Here is a 15,947-nt window from a genome sequence, read left to right on the forward strand (position 1 = left end):
CGCTGCGCTCCTCACTCAGTCGCTCGTTTCACTCGCTCCCTCGTTGCGGTGCTTACTTCGCCTCTGCCCGCCTCGCGCCTGCCCCTTCGAGTCCCGCCCCGCACCGCGCAGCACCGCACCTCACGCCTCCCCAGCCTCGTCGCTGGCACCCTCCGCTTCGCTCCGGGAGCCAGCGACTCCCTCGCGCGACGCTGTCGCCGGCGGCGAAGCCGCCGGCTATCGGAGAGACCGGAGGTCTCTCCCTACTCGCGGCCGCCGGTGGCGGCCGCTCGCAGGCGCGCGCCACGGCAGGTGGTCGGCTCAGTCGTCGCGTTCCACGTCCATCCCGAGATCGGTCACCGCGTCGAAGAAGCCGGGGAACGAGATGTCGACGTGTTCGGCACCGCGGATCGTCGTGGTCCCGTCGGCGGCGAGCGCGGCGACCGCGAGCGCCATCACGATCCGGTGGTCGGCCCGGCCGTCGACGGTCGCCCCGCGGAGATCGCTCTCGGAGCCGTGGACCGTGAGGACGTCCTCCTCCTCGGTCGTCTCCGCGCCGAGTTCGCCCAGTTCCTCGGCCATCGCGGACACCCGGTCGGTCTCCTTGTAGCGGACGTGTTCGCAGTTCTCGATGCGCGTGTCGCCGTCGGCGACCGCGCCGAGCGCGGCGATCGTCGGGAGGAGGTCCGGCGTGTCGCCCACGTCGACGGTGACGCCGGAGAGGGCGGCGCGCTCGACCGCGATCTCGCCCGCCTCGCGGTCCCAGTCGACGGCCGCGCCCATCTCCTCGACGATCTCGACGATCGCGGCGTCGCCCTGCGCGCTCGGTCGCGCGCCCTCGATCCGGACCGTCTCGCCGGGCGCGGCCGCCACGGCTCCCGCCCCGAGCAGGTACGATATCGAGGAGAAGTCGCCGGGGACAGCGTAGCTGCCGCCCGCCGGATCGTACGTCTGCCCGCCCGGGATCGAGAAGCCGGCGGCACCCGCGGCGCTGTCGAGGGGGTCGCCCGCCTCGTCGAGCGGGATCGCCTCGACGCCGAAGTCGGCGAGCAGTTCGAGCGTGATGTCGACGTACGGGGCCGACTTCAGCGCCGTCGTGAGGTCGACCTCGATCCCCTCGTCGGTGACGGCCCCGGCCATGAGCAGGGCGGTGACGTACTGCGAGGAGACGTCGCCCGGGATCGCGACCTCGCCGCCCGCGAGGGGGCCGGCGACGACGAGCGGGGCCCGCCCGTTTCCGCGGGTCGACTCCGCGCGCACGCCGAGGTCGGCGAGCGCGTCGAGGAGGGGCCCCTGCGGTCGGGAGCGGAGCGAGCCGTCGCCGGTGAGGACGGTGGTGCCGTCCGCGAGCGCGGCCGCGGCGGTGACGAGCCGCATCGTCGTCCCCGAGTTCGCGCAGTCGATCACGTCGTCGGGGACGCCGGGGCGGCCGCCGAACCCCTCGACAGCGAGCGCGTCGGCGTCGTCGAGGTCGAGTACCCCGTCGCCCTCCTTTCCGTCTGCCTCCCCCGCCGGCGCGACCGACCCGCCGAACGCGCTCACGGCGCGCGCCGTGGCCCGCGTGTCCGCGGAGATCAGCGGCGACTCGACGGTCGCGCCCTCGCTGTAGCCGGCCGCGAGCAGCGCGCGGTGAGTGTAGCTCTTCGACGGCGGCGCGCGGGCGGTCCCTCGGAGCTCCGAGCGCGTGACGTGGACATCCATACGTCCCCTGCCGCCCGCGGCGACAAGTCGGTACCGACCGCGGCACGATTGCGACCGGCCGGCGTCGAAATCCCAACTGGGTCGACGCGGCCTCGCGGCACACCCTTTATACCACCGGGAGCGTTAGCGTCGCGTATGCCCCAGTGTGAGATGTGCGGCACCGAGGAGGCCTCGCTGACGACGACGAAGGTCGAGGGTGCCGAACTAGAGCTTTGTAGCTCGTGTACGGACTTCGGGACCGAGGTCCGCGACGAGTCGACGAGCTCCGGCGGCGGCAAGTACTCCACCAGCTCCAGCACCGGGAAGTCGTCCTCGTCGTCCGGGTCGTCCGGCTCCTCCGGCTCCGGCTCCTCGGGCGGCTCGACGCGCCCCCGCGACATGTTCGACGACATGGACGAGATCGCGACCGACTACGACGAGGTGATCCGTGACGCGCGAGAGTCGCGCGGGCTGAGTCAGGAGGAGCTGGCGGACCAGCTCAACGAGAAGGCGAGCCTCATCCGCAAGCTCGAACGCGGCGACACGCTCCCGACCGACGAGGTCCAGCGCAAGCTCGAACGCGCGCTCGACGTCTCGCTCGTCGAGGGCCAGTCGGCCGACGACGCCGACTGGGAGACCGACGACCCGGGGACGATGACCCTCGGCGACGTCGTCAAGCGGAAGGACTGAAACCGGTCGGGCCAAACGGGCCGGACTATCCGCGTCCCCTCTGATTCTCTCGATTCTCTCTCTCTCAGACGCGTCGACGGATTCCGACCAGCAGGACCGCGAGCAGTCCGAACGCGACGAGCGAGAGGTTCGGAATCGTGAGTCCGAACACCGGACTCCGCCACAGTACGGTCGCGCAGGGACCGCCGACCGTACATTCCCCCACCGTCGCCTGAAGATACGAGTGGTACGCGGCGAGGCTCAGCCCGATCGCCACGAGCGGCAGCGCGGTCCGCGAGACCGCCGGCCGCTCCTCGACGGCCGCGACGCCGAGGACGACGACGAGCGGGTACATCGCGATCCGCTGGTACCAGCAGAGGTCGCAGGGCGTGAGCCCGAGCCCGAAGCTGAACCAGAGGCTCCCCGCGGTCGCGACCGTCGCGACGGCCGTCGCGGCCGACAGCCACGCGGTCGCCGCCGAGCGCCGGCCCGTCACACCGTCGCGCCGCCGTCGTCCGTCTGCTCCGATCCGCCGTAGCGCTCGGTCAGGTAGTCGATGATGTAATCGACCGTCTCGGGGTCGTAGCTCCAGAACCCGTAGAACTCGCCCGGGGCGCGCTCCTCGGCGAGCAGCGCGCACTTCGCCTCGTCGTACCCGCCGCCGTCGTACGCGACGAACCACGTCTCCCGTATCTCGGCGGTCTCGCCGACGTGGACGGTGTAGTGATCCACGTCGGGCGCGTCGCCCTCGTTCGCGGCGTACGCGTGGACGTCGAGCCGCTCCTTCTCGCCGAGCAGGGCGTAGGTGTCCGCCTCGCCGGTGAGCACGTCGAGCGTCTGGAACCCGGCGTGGAGTTCCCCGTCGCCGACCCGCCACGCGCGGTCCTCGATCTCTCGTGACGCGGCGACCATGTCCTCGCGGGAGTAGGAGGTGAACATCGTCTCGTCGAGGTGATCCAACACCGGCTTTCCGACGCGGCCGGCCGTCCCACCCTCGCCCGTCGGCTCGCCGCTTTCGTCACCCGCCTCTCCGTCCTCGTCCCCGCTCGGCCGCGGTAGCAGCTCGTCGACGGTCACGGCCGTGACGAACTCGCCGTCCCGCGCTAACACGGCGAACGCCTCCGGGCCGGAGGCCGTCTGGTCGTCGACGATCCGGACGTTGCGGTCGGCGAAGTACTCCCGAAGCTCGTCCGTAACCGCCGGATCGGCGTTGAACACGGTCAGCGTGGCCTCGTGAGCTTCCACGCCCGCGATGAGCTCGATGAGAGACATTTCTTGTCGGACCCACAACAGCGGGGTATAAGGTCGTTTCTGCTCTCCCGGGTCGAGAGTGCCCTCGGTTTCGAGGCTCTCGACGGTCCATCGAAACTCTCGACGGTCCATCGAGGGAGCGCCGCAAAGCATGAACCTATTTGCGCCGCGCCCCCCGAGTAAGCGTATGTTCATTCTGGTGAACCTCAAGGCGTACCCGTGCGATCCGATCGAGGTAGCAACCGCGGCCCGCGACGTCGCCGAGGCGTCCGGCGCGCGGATCGCGGTCTCGCCGCAGGCGGCCGACATCGCTCGCGTCGCCGACACCGGCGTCGAGACGTGGGCGCAACACGTCTCGCCGAACGCGCACGGCTCGCACACCGGGTCGACGCTCGCGGAGGCCGTCGCCGACAACGGCGCGGAGGGGACGCTCATCAACCACTCCGAGAACCGCCTGAAGCTCGCGGATATCGACGGCTCCGTCCGTGCGGCCGAGCGCGGTGACCTCGAGACGATCGTCTGCGCGAACAACCCGGCGCAGGTCGGTGCCGCCGCCGCGCTCGGTCCCGACGCGGTCGCGGTCGAGCCGCCCGAACTCATCGGCGGCGACGTCTCCGTCGCCACCGCCGACCCGGGGATCGTCGAGGACGCGGTCGCGGCCGCCGAGGCCGTCGACCCCGCGGTCGACGTGTTCTGCGGGGCCGGCGTCTCGACCGGCGAGGACGTCGCCACCGCCGGCGACCTCGGGGCCGCCGGCGTCCTGCTCGCCTCCGGCGTCGCGAAGGCCGACGACCCGGAATCCGTCCTCGAAGACCTCGTCAGCGGGATCTGAGGTCGGGTCGGGGGCGGACCCGGAGCCCGCCCGATCCCCGGTCACGGTCGAGGTCGAGCCGCCGCTGCGTTTGCGGATCTGTATAAAGACATCGATGTGAGCGACTCACACGATCGGGAAATCGCACGACGGCAGCGGTATCCTTCTCCCGCCGAAATGGCGGCGTCTAGTAACCTTTAACCGAAACAAGCCGCTATCTGTGACCAAGATGGCGAGCAACAAAATTCTCGGTATCGACCTCGGTACCACCAACTCCGCGTTCGCGGTGATGGAAGGCGACGAGCCGGAGATCATCGCGAACGCCGAGGGCGACCGGACGACGCCCTCGGTCGTCGCGTTCGCTGACGACGACGAGCGCCTCGTCGGCAAGCCGGCGAAGAATCAGGCCGTCCAGAACCCCGACCGCACGATCCAGTCGATCAAGCGGCACATGGGCGAGGACGGCTACACCGTCGAGATCGGCGACGAGGAGTACACGCCCGAGCAGGTCTCGGCGATGATCCTCCAGAAGATCAAACGCGACGCCGAGGAGTACCTGGGCGACGACGTCGAGAAGGCGGTCATCACCGTCCCCGCGTACTTCAACGACAAGCAGCGGCAGGCGACAAAAGACGCCGGTGAGATCGCCGGCTTCGAGGTCGAGCGCATCGTCAACGAGCCGACCGCGGCGTCCATGGCGTACGGCCTCGACGACGAGTCCGACCAGACCGTCCTCGTGTACGATCTCGGCGGCGGCACGTTCGACGTGTCGGTCCTCGATCTCGGCGGCGGCGTCTACGAGGTTGTCGCCACGAACGGGGACAACGACCTCGGCGGCGACGACTGGGACGAGGCGCTCATCGACCACCTCGCCGACGAGTTCAAAAACGACCACGGGATCGACCTCCGCGACGACCGGCAGGCGCTCCAGCGCCTGAAGGACGCCGCCGAGGAGGCGAAGATCGAGCTGTCGAACAAGAAGGAGACGACCGTCAACCTCCCCTTCATCACCGCGACCGACAGCGGTCCGGTCCACCTCGAAGACTCCGTCACCCGCGCGACGTTCGAGAACCTCACCTCGGACCTCATCGAGCGCACCGTCGAGCCGACCGAACAGGCGCTCTCGGACGCCGGCTACTCGAAGTCGGACATCGACGAGGTCATCCTCGTCGGTGGCTCCACCCGGATGCCGCAGGTTCAAGAGAAGGTCGAGGAGCTGGTCGGGCAGGAGCCGAAGAAGAACGTCAACCCCGACGAGGCGGTCGCGCTCGGCGCGGCGGTCCAGGGCGGCGTGCTCTCCGGCGACGTCGACGACATCGTCCTGCTGGACGTGACGCCGCTCTCGCTCGGCATCGAGGTGAAGGGCGGGCTCTTCGAGCGGCTCATCGAGAAGAACACCACCATCCCGACAGAGGAGTCGAAGGTGTTCACCACGGCCGCGGACAACCAGACCTCAGTCAACGTCCGCGTCTTCCAGGGCGAACGCGAGATCGCCGAGGAGAACGAGCTCCTCGGCGCGTTCCAGCTCTCCGGCATCCCGCCGGCTCCCGCCGGAACGCCCCAGATCGAGGTCTCGTTCAACATCGACGAGAACGGCATCGTCAACGTTGAGGCCGAGGATCAGGGCTCCGGTAACGCCGAGTCGATCACCATCGAGGGCGGCGTCGGCCTCTCCGACGAGGAGATCGAGGAGATGCAAGAGGAGGCCGAGAAGCACAAGGAAGAGGACGAGGCCCGCCGCGAGCGGATCGAGGCTCGGAACGAGGCCGAGACGACGATCCAGCGCGCGGAGACCCTCCTCGAAGAGAACGAGGAGGAGCTCGACGACGACGAGCTCGTCGCGGACATCGAGGCGGCCATCGAGGACGTCGAGGACGTGCTCGAAGACGAGGACGCCGACACCGACGAGATCGAGTCCGCCACCGAGGCGCTCACCGAGGAGCTTCAGGAGATCGGCAAGCAGATGTACGAGGGACAGGCCGCGCAGGCCGGTCCGGGCGGCGCTGGCGGCGCTGGTCCCGGCGGTATGGGCGGCATGGGCGGTGCCGGCGGCCCCGGCGGCGCGGCGGGCCCCGATGCCGACGCGGACGACGAGGAGTACGTCGACGCCGACTTCGAAGACGTGGACGACGACGAGGAGTAGCTTCCCCCGATCCGATTTTCGACGCCTCGACCCCGCCGCTTAACTCGACCGGGCGATCAACACCACTCAACCAACGAAACGCATGAGCGAAGATTTCTACGACGTCCTCGGCGTGTCGCGGGACGCCAGCGAGGAGGAGATCAAGAAGGCGTACCGCAAGCAGGCCGCCGAACACCACCCCGACGTCAGCGACGACGAGAACGCCGAGGAGCGGTTCAAGAAGATCCAGAAGGCCAAGGAGGTGCTCACCGACGACCAGAAGCGCCAGCAGTACGACCAGATGGGTCACGACCGCTTCACCGAGGCCGACAAGCGCGGCGCGACCGGGGGCGGCGGTCCCGGCGGCGCGGGCGGTCCCTTCGGCGGTGCCGGCGGTGCCGGCGGCGCTGGCGGGTTCGAGGACATCTTCAATCAGTTCTTCGGCGGCGGTGGCGGTCGCGGACGGGGTGGCGGCGGGGGCGGCAACCGGCCGCGGCAGGGCCGCGACCTCAAGACCGGGCTGACGATCGACCTCGAAGAGGCGTTCGAGGGCGCAACGAAGGAGGTCACGCTCACGCGGCCGACCGAGTGCGCCACCTGCGACGGCGCGGGCCACCCGCCCGACGCCGACGTGGAGACCTGTCCGCAGTGTAACGGGCGCGGACAGGTCCAGCAGGTCCAGCAGACGCCGCTCGGGCGCGTCCAGCAGACTTCGACGTGTCCCCGCTGTGAGGGCGAGGGCGAACTGTACAGCGAGGACTGCGGCGACTGCGGCGGCGACGGCGTCGTCCGCGAGGAGGCGACGCTCTCGGTCGAGATCCCGGCGGGCATCCGCTCGGGACAGAGCCTCCGCATGGAGCGCGAGGGCGCGCCCGGCGAGAACGGCGGCCCGAAGGGCGACCTGCTGATCGAGGTCGATGTCGACGTCGGCGAGCGGTTCGAACGCGACGGCGACGACCTCCGCGTCAACGAAGCGGTCTCCTTCCCGCAGGCCGTCTTCGGTGACACCGTCGAGGTTGAGACGGTCGACGGCACCGTCGAAATGGACGTCCCCGCCGGCACGCAGAGCGGCGAGACGTTCCGGCTTCAGGGGAAGGGGATGCCCCGGCTCCGTCGTCGCGGGCGGGGGGACCTCTACGTCCAAGTCGCGGTCGTCGTCCCCGAGTCGCTCAACGACGACCAGCGTGAGGCGCTGGAGGCGTTCGCCGAGGCCGGCGGCGAGGACATCGACGTCGGCGGCGGCTTCTTCGAGAAGCTGAAGAGCTCGTTCTGACGGTCCCGTCGGCATCGTCGGCTCCGGGACTCTTCCGCGTCCCGTATCTTTTCGTCGGTGGGCCCTCTCCGTCCGACCATGGGCTACGACACGACCGCCTACGACGACGTCGAACCGCGCGCGCCCGGCATGTACTTCCTCCGTGACGCGCTCGACTGCGAGAACCTCGGCGTCACCGTCGTCGAGGCCGACGACGGGTGGGAGGGGATGGAACACGACCACGCGGACGCCGACCACGAGGAGGTGTACGTGCTGCTCCACGGCGAGGCGACGCTCACGGTCGACGGCGACCCCGTCGACCTCGGTCCCGGCGACGCGGTGCGCGTCGACCCGGGGTCCACGCGCGACCTGGCCTTCTCCGCGGACGGCTCGAAGATGGTCATCGCCGGCGCGCCCTGACCCGCGGCGACGGCGGCCCGCGGGTTCGGTCTCCCGACCTATCGCCCGACGCCGCAGCGTTAAGGCCGGCGCGCTCCGAGGTTCTCACATGGAACTCGTCGGCGACCTGCTCGCGCGCGACCGGCGCACCGGCGACACGGCGCTCGTCACGCCGGACGGCCGGGAGCGGACCCACCACGACCTGATCACGAACGGCTACAAGGCGGCGAACGTGCTCCGATACCTCGGCGTCCGCGCGGGCGCGACCGTCGCCGTCGACCCGACGCCCGGGTTTCATACCACGCTCGCGTTCCTCGGTGCCGCGGCCGTCGGCGCGCCGGTGCGGTTCGACCCGGCGGCCGGAATCGAGGCCGGCGACCGCGTCGTGCTCGCGCCGGTCGCGACCGCGGCCGCCCTCGACCCGTCACCCGGAACGAACCTCGCCGCGTTCGGGGGACCGCCCGACCGCCCCAATACCACGCACTGGGAGCAGGAGCTGTGGAGCGAGAACCCGGGGATGCCGCCAAGCGATGTCGATCCCGACGATGTCGCCGTCGCCGGGCCGCCCCGCGAGTTCACGCACGGCGACCTGTGTTCGATCGCGGAGACCGCCGTCGAGAGCGGAGAGATAGACGCGGAGACGCGAGTCGTCCTCCGCCGGCCGTTCTCCGATCCGCCGGCCGTCGCGGCCGGTCTCCTCGCCCCGCTCTCGGTCGGCGGGACCGCGGTGCTCGCCCCGCCGGAGGAAGGGGAAGAAACGGTCGACGGGACGGGCGATCCCCGCGGCGACGTGGCGGTGGCTCCGAGCGACGCGGACGTGCCGGAGCCGCACCGGATCGACCCGGCGGAGTTCGCGTCGACGGCGGAGTGACGGCCGTTCGGAGTTGCGGTCGGTCTGTCCGACGCCGATGCGGCCGATTCGTCCCTTGGGCGGCCCGTCTTCCGGGGCGACTCGTCTCCCGGTGATCCGTCTCTCGGCCCTCGGTCTCCGCGATCCGTCGGGTCTCAATCGATCTTTTCCCAACTCCCCATCACTTCGGGGGCGGATCGAGGAGAGAGTAACACACACTCGACAGATCCGTGATTTCAAGATTCGAACACACTTGTATTCCATAATGATTATTCATTTTCCCTCGTCGGGTTGTCGTTCCATGATTTGTAATTGCGCACATATTTGGTTGTATAAATCAAACTATGTCCAATAATACGTTCCAAACGCCACCCCCCAGCGTATCGTAACATATTATAGTAATCAGTTGTAGGATGTGGTATGCCAAGTCGGCACAACGCATCCGATTCCAACCAAAACATAAATCGACGTAACGTTATCGCCACCATCGGGGCGGCTGGCGCAGCCAGCCTGGCCGGGTGTGGCGGCCAATCCGACGGCGGCGACGGTGGCGACGGCGGTGACGGCGGAGACGGCGGCGATGGAGAGCTTTTCCCCCTCGACGTTCAGCTCGAAGTCGGCGCTAACAATAGTGACCGGCTCCAGATGGTCGAACTCATAGCCGAGTCGATGGAGCAGACCGGCTACTTCAACACGACCGTCGAGACGTACGAGTGGAACACGTACCTCGGCCGTATCCTTGACCCTGAATACCAGAACAACGGATTTATTCCCTGTGTTGGGCTTTCCGGGACGTTTAACCCGGAGAGCTTCTGTAACGCTCTCCATCACTCGGATAACGTTGGTCAGTGCTGTAACCTCAACGGAATCAGTGATCCCGAGCTGGATGAACTGATGGATTCCGCACGGTACGGCGTTGAGGTTGCCGAGGATTCCGAACTTCGTGCCGAACGCTACGACGAGGTGTGGAATTACCTCGCGGAAGAGCGGTACAGTTCGATTACCCACTTCGGTCTTTCGACCGCCGTCTCAAATACGGACGTTCACGGCTTCGAGATGTGGCCCTTCGCGGAAGGAACGTACAGCTACAACATGTTCGCGCCGCAGGACGAACAGATCATGTGGCTTGACCGTGACAACGCCGCGGGCGACTCCGAGCTCTCTGACCTCACAGAGGGCGGTACGATGAGCATCGCGGTCGGCGCGAACATCGACTCGTTCGATCCGCCGTACAGCAACGACACGACGTCAACGCTGGCGCAGGGATTCATCTTCGAAGGGCTGATCGCCAACGATACTCGAGGCAATATTCACCCGTGGCTTGCCGAGAGCTACGAACTACTCGACACGAACGACATCGACCGGACCGCGTACGCGGATTACATGTCGACCGTCGGGACGACCGAAGAGGGCGCGGTAGATGCGGACCAAGTCATCGTCCAGCATCCCGAGGACAATCCGGCCGAGGACGACGAGGTCCGCGTCCTGCTCCCCGACGATGCCATCGAGGCAGCCGAGGACGGCACCTACGGAATGCAGTACCGGTACAACCTTCAAGAGGGTGTCGAGTTCCACAACGGCGACGAACTCACTGCGGAAGACGTCGTCGCGACCTACGAGTACACGCAGAACTCGGACATCTCCGCACAGACATTCGATTCGGTACTGGCGGCCGTCCAGGTGGACGAGTACACCGTCGATCTGTACGCGCAGATCGCCGACGCTGAAGCCGAACGCGAACTCCCCGGTCTGAGCATTCTCAACGCCACGCAGATCGAAGAGATCGAAGCGTCCAACGAAGGGACAGGCGAGGGCGAGCGGAATATCATCGACCCCCGGGACGACAACATCCCCATTGGGACGGGTCCCTACGAGTTTTCCGAGTTCGAAGACGAGCAGTACTACGAGGTCACGAAGTTCGACAACTACTGGACCGAACAGAAAGGCGTCAGCGAGGCGTTCAGCTGGTTCGACGGCTCCAGCGACTTCCCGGACGGTCCCGTCATCGACGGCTTCGAGGTCGAGATTGTTCCCGACGACTCCACCCGGTCTGGGGCGCTTCAGAACGGCGAGATCGACTCTACGTACGGGCTAGAAACGTCGACTCTTGACGACTTCGGTGCTTCGGATGATTACATCATTCACAGCGTCGAAACCGGTGGATACGACTATATCCAGTATCCGGTCAACGTGGCCCCGTTCGACGATGCGCGTCTTCGGAAGGCGATCAATCATCTGATCCCACGCGAGCGAATCGTCGAAAACATCTACAACGGCTACGCCCGCGCCGCGTGGACGGATCTCCCTCAGCTGGCGCAGGGAACCGGAACCACCGACTACGAGGCGCTCGAAGAAGAGATCCGTCCGACGAACGAGTACGACCCCGAGCGCGCCCAAGAGCTGCTTGATCAGGTCGCCGCGGACAACTGAGACCTCGGCGAAAACCCCCGTTTCGATGACACGAATGACCTCGTTACGTCTACTGGCGGATAAACCAACTGCGATGAACAAGCAACGATGAGCCTCCAACGTTTCATACTAAAACGCACGCTGTCGATAATCCCCATCATGTTCGGGGTGTCGGTGATCACGTTCGGGCTGTTTCACCTGACTCCCGGCGATCCGGTCACGCAGCTGGTCGCGTTGAACCCGGATGTGAGTCCGGCGGAAGAGGCTGCGCTTCGCGAACGGTGGGGGCTTTCCGGCCCCGTTTGGGAGCAGTACCTGAACTGGATCTCGAACGTGCTCGTCGGTGACTTCGGACAGGAGCTCCAGACGGGCCGCGAGGTCTCGGAGATCGTGTGGGCGCGACTTCCGGAGACCATCGCGCTCGGCCTCTTCGGGTGGGCGTTCGCGCTGGTCATCGCCATTCCGGCGGGGATCTACGCGGCGGTCAACAAGGACAATCTCGGGGACACCGTTAGCCGTTTCCTCGCCCTGTCCGGCATCTCGATCCCGAACTTCTGGCTCGGGCTGATGTTGATCCTGATATTCTCGCTGTATCTGGGTCTATTTCCCGTGTTGCCGCCGTCGAGACAGTCGCTCCTCTCCCCGGAGATGTTGTGGTACCTCATTCTGCCGGGTCTCACCATCGGAACCGCCTCGGCGGCGAGCATCATGCGCGTGATGCGAACGTCGATGACTGAGGAGCTGAACAAGGAGTACGTCACCGCCGCGCGGGCGAAGGGCCTGCCCGAACGAACGGTGATACTCAAACACGTACTGCGGAACTCCCTGATCTCGGTCGTCACGCTCGCGGCGACGCTCACGGCCTCTATCGTGGCCGGATCGGTCGTCGTAGAAGTCGTGTTCAACTGGCCGGGACTCGGACGGGAGTTCATCGATGCCATCAACCAGCGAGAGATCAACGTCGTCATGGCGATCACCCTGTTTACCGGGTTCTTCGTCATTCTCGCGAACCTCGTCGCCGACATCGTGTACGCGGCGCTCGACCCGAGGATCCGATATGACTGACCGACAAACTCACGACGAACGCGGCCGGATCCGCATCTCTGGATTCGATTCGGACCGCGTCAGAGACCGAGAGCCGATGTCCGACTGGACCGACGAATCGAGCGGCGAAACCGTCGGCCGCTGGCGGCGCGGCTTCCGGAAGTTCAAGCGGAACCGCTCCGCGATGGGCGCGCTCGTCATCGTCGTCCTGATGTCGCTGGCGGCGTTCTTCGCCCGTCCCATCGAGATGTTCGGCATGGTCGTCCAACCGTTCTCGTTGGCTCCGTACGACCCCACGACTATCCTGTACCTCCAAGACCCGGCCGTCGAGGTGTATGACCCACCCAGCTGGGAGTACCCGATGGGCGTCGACGGCTCCGGCCGCGACCTGTTCTCGCGGATCCTCGTCGGGGGCCGCTACAGCCTCTCGATCGGCTTTATCGTCGTCGGACTCACAGGGTCGTTCGGGCTGATCTACGGTTCCATCTCGGGCTACTACGGCGGCAACGTCGACGAGCTGATGATGCGGATCGTCGACACTATCTTCGCGTTCCCCGGGCTCATCTTAGCGCTCATCATCGTCGCCATCCTCGGCGGCGGCTACTGGCAGCTCGTCTTGGCGTTCAGCCTCTTCGGCTGGGCGGGGTACGGCCGTCTGGTGAGAGGGGAAGTACTGAAGATCAAAGAAAACGAGTATGTGATGGCGGCGAAAGCGCTCGGCGCGCGCGACCGCTCGGTCGTCTTCAGACACATCGCTCCCAACGCGATGCCGCCGCTCATCGTCTTGGCGTCGCTCAACATCGGGAGCGTCGTCATTGGCGTCGCAGCGCTCGGTTTCCTCGGACTCGGGTTAGACCCCAGTTCGGCCGAGTGGGGCACCATGCTGAACGCCACGCGGTCGACGCTCATCCAGGGACCGGGCGGCCAGATCCCTTGGTGGGCGACGGTCTACCCCGGTGCGGCGATCTTCATCTTCGTGATGTCAATGAACATGATCGGTGACGGTATCAACGACGCACTGGACGCACAGCAGACGGGTGTCGGCCGCGGAGGTGAGGACTGATGGCGCTGCTCGAAGTGAAGGACCTCACCGTCCGATTTTACACCCAAGAGGGCGTGGTAACGGCTGTCGACGACCTCTCGTTCCGCATCGAGAAGGGCGAGAAGTTCGGCGTGGTCGGCGAGAGCGGCGCGGGCAAAAGCGTCACCGCACTCTCCGTGTTGCGACTGATCGACAGTCCGGGCCGGATCGAGAGCGGAGAGATCCTGTTCAAAGGCGAGGACCTGCTGGAGATGTCCGAGTCGGAGATCCGCTCGATCCGCGGCAACGAGGTATCGATGATCTTTCAGGACGCACAGACGGCGCTCAACCCGGTATACACGGTGGGCGGGCAGATCGCGGAGGCGATCGAACACCACTTGGACTACACGTCCAAGGAGGCGAAGGCGCGAACGATTCAGCTGCTCGACCGCGTCGGTATCCCGGAGGCCGAAGAGCGGTTCTCCGACTACCCGCACGAGTTCTCGGGCGGGATGCAACAGCGGGCGATCATCGCGATGGCCCTGTCGTGTGACCCCGACCTGATCGTCGCGGACGAGCCGACGACCGCGCTCGACGTGACCATCGAGGCGCAGATCCTCGACGAACTCAGGGAGCTGGCCGACGAGTTCGACACGGCGATTCAGCTCATCACCCACGACCTCGGCGTCATCGCCGAGGTCTGTGACCGCGTCATGGTGATGTACGCCGGGAAACCGGTCGAGAAGGCACCGGTCGAGGAGCTGTACTACGACCCCAAACACCCGTACACGGTCGGACTCATGAGCTCGATCCCCCGCGTCAGCGACAAGCGGGAGCGGCTCCAGACGATTCCGGGCGTGATGCCCGACCTCGTTCAGCTTCCCTCCGGGTGTAGCTTCCACCCGCGCTGTCCGTTCGCCGAGGAGAAGTGTACGCGCAAGGAGCCGCCGCTCACCGACGTCGAGTCGGGAGCGGAGGCCACTCTCGACACGGAACACGCCGCGGCCTGTCTCGAGTACACGGAGGGGCTCTCGCAGGGGCTCACGTACTCCGTCGAGACGACCGGCCCGGCGGACGGCGCGGCCGTGCAGTACGTCGAGGGTGATCGCGATGAGTAGCGCCGAACCGATCCTCCGAGTCGAGGGGTTAGAGAAGTACTACGACTCGACCGGCGGGTTCGTCGACAAGCTTCTCGGTCGGTCGCAGTGGGTGAAAGCGGTCGACGGCGTCGACCTCGAACTCCACGAGGGCGAGACGCTCGGCGTCGTCGGCGAGTCCGGGTGCGGGAAGACGACGCTCGGACGCAGCATGCTCCGCTTGGTCGAGCCGACGGGCGGCTCCGTCTATTACAAGGGCGAAGACATCACGGACCTATCCAGCTCCGACCTCCGGAACCTCCGGAAGGACGTCCAGTACATCTTCCAGGACCCGTTCTCCAGCCTGAACCCGCGGCTGACGGTCGGCGACATCATCGGCGAGCCGCTCGACATCCACGACATCGCGAGCGGCGAAGAGCGGAAAGAGCGGATCTACGAACTACTCGAAACCGTCGGCCTGAACCCGAGCCACGCGAACCGCTATCCGCACGAGTTCTCCGGCGGTCAGCGCCAGCGGATCGGCATCGCCCGCGCGCTCGCCGTCGATCCCGAGGTGATCGTCTGCGACGAGCCGGTGTCCGCGCTCGACGTGAGCGTTCAAGCGCAGATCCTCAACCTCATGGAGAACCTCCAAGAGGAGTTCGGGCTCTCCTACGTGTTCATCGCTCACGACCTCAGCGTCGTCGAGCACATCTCCGACCGGATCGCGGTGATGTATCTCGGCGAGATCGCCGAGATCGCGCCGACGGAGGAGGTGTTCGAGCCACCGTACCACCCGTACTCGGAGGCGCTCCTCTCCGCGATTCCCGAACCAGACCCGCTCTGGGAGGGCGAGCAGATCTTCCTGTCCGGGACCGTTCCCTCCCCGCTGGACCCGCCGTCGGGCTGCCGGTTCCACACCCGATGTCCGAAGGTGATCCGCGACGCCGACTACGACCTCTCGCAGGAGACGTGGCGGTCGATCATGGACATGAAGCTCCGGACGCGGGAGGCGGACGCCGTCGGGTCGGTGACGGCGGAGCTCGAAAGCGAGGTGACGGGATCGCGAACGGACCCGACGGACGCGTCGCGCGAGCAGTTCGGTCGGATGGTCCGCACCGAGTTCGACCTCCCGGACCGCCTGTCGGACGACGACGCGGAGGCCGCGGTCTCGGAGGCGATCGATCTGCTTCGCGACGAAGAGCTCTCCGCGGCGGCGACGGCGTTGGACGACGCGTTCACCTCGCCGTGTTCGACGCACGAGCCGGACGCGTACGAGGTGAGCGACGACCACCACATCTCGTGTCTCCGGTTCGACGACCGGTTCGACGACGAGCGGGACGTCTTCGGTAACGCGGCGTAACCGACGTTCGCGACTCGCGCT

14 protein-coding genes are annotated in these 15,947 nt (G+C 66.8%); 11 read left to right on the forward strand and 3 right to left on the reverse strand.

What is annotated here, in order from left to right; all coding sequences use genetic code 11:
* Positions 1-300 precede the first annotated feature (300 nt).
* The gene (gene aroA, locus QOL69_RS12805) at positions 301-1,680 is read right to left on the reverse strand and encodes a 3-phosphoshikimate 1-carboxyvinyltransferase (protein ID WP_283403478.1); all 1,380 of its coding nucleotides are present in this window, start codon (positions 1,678-1,680) and stop codon (positions 301-303) included.
* Positions 1,681-1,815: 135 nt separating this feature from the next.
* Here aroA and QOL69_RS12810 point away from each other — a divergent pair, with 135 nt between their 5' ends.
* Positions 1,816-2,349 (forward strand): multiprotein bridging factor aMBF1, encoded by a 534-nt coding sequence (locus QOL69_RS12810; RefSeq protein ID WP_283403479.1) that lies wholly within the window; start codon positions 1,816-1,818, stop codon positions 2,347-2,349.
* Positions 2,350-2,413: 64 nt separating this feature from the next.
* On the opposite strand, the gene QOL69_RS12815 is transcribed toward QOL69_RS12810, so the two are convergent.
* Both QOL69_RS12815 and QOL69_RS12820 read right to left on the reverse strand, forming a co-directional pair.
* A complete protein-coding gene (locus tag QOL69_RS12815) occupies positions 2,414-2,824 on the reverse strand; it encodes a disulfide bond formation protein B (protein ID WP_283403480.1) in 411 nt (136 codons plus the stop codon).
* Positions 2,821-3,600 carry a DICT sensory domain-containing protein gene (locus tag QOL69_RS12820; protein WP_283403481.1) on the reverse strand — a complete coding sequence of 260 codons (780 nt, stop codon included), beginning with the start codon at positions 3,598-3,600 and terminating at the stop codon, positions 2,821-2,823. The genes QOL69_RS12815 and QOL69_RS12820 overlap by 4 nt, the downstream gene beginning before the upstream one ends.
* 166 nt (positions 3,601-3,766) lie before the next feature.
* Here QOL69_RS12820 and tpiA point away from each other — a divergent pair, with 166 nt between their 5' ends.
* The 10 genes from tpiA to QOL69_RS12870 all read left to right on the forward strand — a co-directional run bounded on the left by tpiA (position 3,767) and on the right by QOL69_RS12870 (position 15,926).
* A complete protein-coding gene (gene tpiA, locus QOL69_RS12825) occupies positions 3,767-4,411 on the forward strand; it encodes a triose-phosphate isomerase (RefSeq protein ID WP_283403482.1) in 645 nt (214 codons plus the stop codon).
* A 208-nt stretch (positions 4,412-4,619) separates the two neighbouring features.
* Positions 4,620-6,533 (forward strand): molecular chaperone DnaK, encoded by a 1,914-nt coding sequence (gene dnaK / locus QOL69_RS12830; protein ID WP_283403483.1) that lies wholly within the window; start codon positions 4,620-4,622, stop codon positions 6,531-6,533.
* A gap of 82 nt (positions 6,534-6,615) precedes the next feature.
* Positions 6,616-7,785, forward strand: a complete 1,170-nt coding sequence (gene dnaJ, locus QOL69_RS12835) for a molecular chaperone DnaJ (protein WP_283403484.1) — start codon at positions 6,616-6,618, stop codon at positions 7,783-7,785.
* A gap of 78 nt (positions 7,786-7,863) precedes the next feature.
* A complete protein-coding gene (locus QOL69_RS12840; protein WP_283403485.1) occupies positions 7,864-8,184 on the forward strand; it encodes a cupin domain-containing protein in 321 nt (106 codons plus the stop codon).
* Positions 8,185-8,272: 88 nt separating this feature from the next.
* Positions 8,273-9,034, forward strand: coding sequence for an acyl-CoA synthetase family protein (locus tag QOL69_RS12845; protein ID WP_283403486.1), 762 nt, complete (start codon positions 8,273-8,275; stop codon positions 9,032-9,034).
* 624 nt (positions 9,035-9,658) lie between these two features.
* Positions 9,659-11,443 (forward strand): ABC transporter substrate-binding protein, encoded by a 1,785-nt coding sequence (locus tag QOL69_RS12850; protein ID WP_048077504.1) that lies wholly within the window; start codon positions 9,659-9,661, stop codon positions 11,441-11,443.
* Positions 11,444-11,530: 87 nt separating this feature from the next.
* Positions 11,531-12,487: an ABC transporter permease gene (locus tag QOL69_RS12855; protein ID WP_048077461.1), complete on the forward strand. Its 957-nt coding sequence runs from the start codon at positions 11,531-11,533 to the stop codon at positions 12,485-12,487.
* The gene (locus tag QOL69_RS12860) at positions 12,480-13,529 is read left to right on the forward strand and encodes an ABC transporter permease (protein WP_048077460.1); all 1,050 of its coding nucleotides are present in this window, start codon (positions 12,480-12,482) and stop codon (positions 13,527-13,529) included. The genes QOL69_RS12855 and QOL69_RS12860 overlap by 8 nt, the downstream gene beginning before the upstream one ends.
* Positions 13,529-14,605: an ABC transporter ATP-binding protein gene (locus QOL69_RS12865; protein ID WP_283403488.1), complete on the forward strand. Its 1,077-nt coding sequence runs from the start codon at positions 13,529-13,531 to the stop codon at positions 14,603-14,605. The genes QOL69_RS12860 and QOL69_RS12865 overlap by 1 nt, the downstream gene beginning before the upstream one ends.
* On the forward strand, positions 14,598-15,926 hold the full coding sequence (locus tag QOL69_RS12870; protein ID WP_283403489.1) for an ABC transporter ATP-binding protein: 1,329 nt from the start codon (positions 14,598-14,600) through the stop codon (positions 15,924-15,926). Before QOL69_RS12865 ends, QOL69_RS12870 begins: the two co-directional genes overlap by 8 nt.
* Positions 15,927-15,947: the final 21 nt, after the last annotated feature.

Origin of the sequence: Halorubrum sp. DM2, from assembly GCF_901686465.1 — an archaeon.
Classification (GTDB): Archaea; Halobacteriota; Halobacteria; order Halobacteriales; family Haloferacaceae; genus Halorubrum.